The 3,533-nt window shown below is 50.9% G+C and carries 2 protein-coding genes and 1 pseudogene; 2 read left to right on the top strand and 1 reads right to left on the bottom strand.

Translation table 11 applies throughout. From position 1 onward, the window contains the following. Positions 1-288 precede the first annotated feature (288 nt). Together ACP5D4_RS21330 and ACP5D4_RS21325 are read left to right on the top strand one after the other, a co-directional pair. Positions 289-1,182 carry a polysaccharide deacetylase family protein gene (locus tag ACP5D4_RS21330; RefSeq protein WP_428013615.1) on the top strand — a complete coding sequence of 298 codons (894 nt, stop codon included), beginning with the start codon at positions 289-291 and terminating at the stop codon, positions 1,180-1,182. A gap of 179 nt (positions 1,183-1,361) precedes the next feature. Beyond that, a complete protein-coding gene (locus tag ACP5D4_RS21325; protein ID WP_428013614.1) occupies positions 1,362-2,834 on the top strand; it encodes a DUF5009 domain-containing protein in 1,473 nt (490 codons plus the stop codon). On the opposite strand, the pseudogene ACP5D4_RS21320 reads toward ACP5D4_RS21325, so the two are convergent. Beyond that, positions 2,794-3,533 (bottom strand): annotated as a pseudogene (locus ACP5D4_RS21320) (RNA-guided endonuclease TnpB family protein); the annotation flags it as partial. The gene ACP5D4_RS21325 and the pseudogene ACP5D4_RS21320 sit on opposite strands and share 41 nt — an antisense overlap.

The raw sequence follows: 3,533 nt of genomic DNA, 5'->3' as shown, positions 1-3,533 counted from the left end.
CCAATTTGGACTAGACACCCTCAAGACCATTTTTAGAATGAAATAGCCCTGGGTACTCTATACTCTTCCCTGTGCGTTATTCATCGATCGACATACATCCTACCCACTTTCCTATAGAATGGGGACAATATCACGAAAAAGAAGGGAGAATCTCGGGTTCGATGCGATCGAACCTCGAATTCCGTAAGCTGTCTCAAAACTGGCGATCGGAACTTGCTATAGTGAAATACGATCGACCGTCGCGCTTTCCTGACTTATGAGTTCCCTCTTCTCTGGTTTTGAACTTAGATGAAACTGCTAATCGATGGCTGGAAAGAATTCAATCATCGCCAGCGTTTAAAAAAACTGGCACTTTGGAGTTTAGCCTTTATTCTCGGACTCGCACTATTTCGCGTTTCCACCGAACTTTTATTTGAAGAAATTCCAGTTTTTGGCTTTCACGATATTATCGATCGCACCAATCCCCAAGAACAGCCACCCAACCGCGACGAGTGGAGCAGCGACTATTTCAAACAGGATTTCGAGGCGTTTCTCACAGAATTAGTCCGTCAAGATTACTGGTTTCTCACAGCGCAAGACCTCTACAAATACTTCCTCGCCGACAATCCCCAACCTCTCCCCAAAGAAAAGCGCCAACAGAAAAAAGTTTTAATTAGCTTCGACGACGGGTATAAAAGCGCCCACAACAATATATTTCCCATTTTAGAAAAGCTCGATCGCACCTACGACACCCCCATTAAAATCGTCTGGTTCCTCAACCCCGCCTTTATGGGAATCCACGGAACCGCCCTCGATCGCGCCAGTTGCGACGACTTCCGAATCGGAGTCGAAAAAGGCTATTACGACTTACAATCCCATACCTCCAATCACGAAGATTTAACCAGGTTAAACTCAAAAGATCTCACCAAAGAACTCCTCGGATCTCAAAAATTACTGCGAGCCTGTACCCAAAATTTAGACCCCAACAATCAAGTCGCCAATCATTTAGCATATCCCTTTGGATCTGTCAACCTAAAAGCCTTAAAAGAAGTGAAGAAATATTATCGATCGGGCTATTTATATAACGGCAAAACCTTGCGGATAGATTGGTGGATCGATCGTTACCACATCCCGCGCATCACCGTCAACCGCAACCACAGCATAAAACAACTCCTCAACATGGCATCCGGCGGATGGATTTAATAATTAATAATATTTTCTAAATTCGTTTTCTAAAGTCGTTTTTCTAAAGTTTGTCTAAAGTCGGTTGGGTGGAGCGCCAGCGAAACCCAACACCCCCTGTATTCTTAACTAAAAAACCCTGTATTCTCTGTGCCTGATGTCGTGAATCCCTCCCCAACCCATAAAAAAGGAGTCCAACCGTGACGCGGGAAAATCCAGAATTCAAACGCGCCGACGCCCTCGATGCCTTGCGGGGAATCGCCGTATTAGCCATGATATTTTCCGGCATCGTTCCCTTCGGCGGCGCACTTCCCCCCTGGATGTATCACGCCCAACTTCCGCCCCCCGAACATACCTTCAACCCCGAAATACCCGGCTTAACCTGGGTGGATTGGGTATTTCCCCTGTTCCTCTTCTCCATGGGGGCGGCGATTCCCCTCGCCCAGTCGCGGCGACGCGAAAAAGGCTGGCATGGGTGGCAAATCGTTCCCTCAATCCTCTGGCGAGGGCTGTCGCTGTTGGCGTTTGCCGTATTCCTGCAACACCTGCGCCCCAACATCCTCAATCCCGCCTTGGGCGATTTACGCTGGTGGCTGGCATTGTCAGGATTCCTCATTTTGGGCTTAGCCTTCGGCAAATTTCCCAAATGGATACCCAACCTCGCCCAAAAAGCCCTCAACCTCACCGGATGGCTGCTGGGAATCCTGCTGCTGTCGCAGTTGCAATATCCCGACGGAAGCGGATTTTCCCCCACGCGCAACGACATTATCCTCGTCGTCTTAGCCAACGTCGCCGTGGTGGGGGCGTTGGTGTGGTGGCTGACGCGGCGTAGCGTGGCGTGGCGGTTGGGAGTGATGGCGTGGTTGTTCGCCTTACAGCTTTCCTACAGCGAAGCGGGATGGGTCAAACAGGTGTTTTCCCTCTCGCCGAGTCCCAGTTTACTGAATTTCGCCTATTGGAAATATCTCTTCGTTGTCATTCCCGGCACCATTATCGGCGATGGGCTGTTGCGGTGGATGAAGTCATCTCAACCCGTTCTCCCCGCTGAAAATGTCATGGAAACCTTGCAGGTGACGCCACCCGATGACGAAGCGACAGGATGGCAAAGCTGGCAATACCTGACGCTTGCGTTTTTAGGAATTACCCTATCTCTGGTGTTACTGGTGGGATTACAAGCCCGTTGGGTGTGGCAAACCACCGCCGTCACGGCCATTTTGGGGGCGTTACTGTTGCGTTTAGTCCGTTCTCCGCTGGATGCAACAGAACGGTTACTCGCCACCTGTGGGCGATGGGGCCTGTATTGGGTGCTGTTGGGCTTAGCCTTTGAACCCTATGAAGGGGGCATTAAAAAAGATCCCGCGACGTTGAGTTATCTGTTCGTCACGGTAGGAATGTCGGCGTTGTTGTTGGCGGCGTTGTTCGTGGTGTCGGAGGTCTTTCGTCAAAACTGGACGTTATATTTGTTCGTCGCCACGGGGCGCAATCCCCTCGTGGGTTACGTGGGCTATGCCAATTTACTGCTACCAATTTTGACGCTGACCGGATGGCGAGAAACCATTAACGATTTCACGATGTCGCCGATGCGAGGGGTGATGCGGGCGGCGGTATATACGCTTCTTGTGGCACTGATGGCTACCGGGATGACGTGGTTACGCTGGTTTTGGAAAACCTGATTGACATCCTCACCGCCGAAGGAAGGACGGTGATTCCCAAACCTCGCGATTTGGGTTCCTGCTTCCTTCCCTTACGGGTTTTTCGCAGTTGCTCTTGGGAACAATGTCCTTCAAGACTTACACTCGCTTCACAGGCTGTAACGGTGTGTCCCACCGCCAAAAGATTCTGTGCGGCGTTGATGTCCCGGTCGTGAACCGTCCCACATTTCGGACAAGTCCACTCTCTGACATCCAACGCCATCGAATCGGCTTTGTGTCCGCAACATCCCCCCTTTAGTTCCCCCCTTAATAAGGGGGGTTAGGGGGGATTCGGAAACCATTTATCTACCTTGACGAGAGTACGCCCGTACCACTGACATTTATAGTCCAGTTGGTTGACAAACTCTCCCCAGGCACAATCAGAGATGTGTTTGGCGAGTTTGTGATTTCTCACCATCCCTATCCCCCCTTTAGTTCCCCCCTTAATAAGGGGGGTTAGGGGGGATTCCACCACAATCGTTTGGTTTTCGCGAACGAGGCGGGTTGTCAGCTTGTGCAGGTAGTCATTCCGAGCATCTTTGATTTGTTCGTGAATCTTGGCAACTTTACGACGCGCCTTCTCTCGATTCCGAGAACCCTTCATCTTGCGAGAGAGGGCTTTTTGAGCGCGTCTCAGGCATCCCCCCTTCGCCCCCCTTTGAAAGGGGGGTTGGGGGGGAT

This window comes from Baaleninema sp. (genome assembly GCF_049974805.1).
In the GTDB taxonomy this organism is placed as follows: Bacteria; Cyanobacteriota; Cyanobacteriia; order Cyanobacteriales; family Geitlerinemataceae; genus Baaleninema.
The sequence above is the reverse complement of the archived record's forward strand: the minus strand, read 5'-3'. Positions and strand labels throughout refer to the sequence as shown.

Excerpts from the sequence above, each read along its gene's own strand:
- ACP5D4_RS21330 (WP_428013615.1), top strand. The coding sequence starts at position 289 with ATGAAACTGCTAATCGATGGCTGGAAAGAATTCAATCATCGCCAGCGT.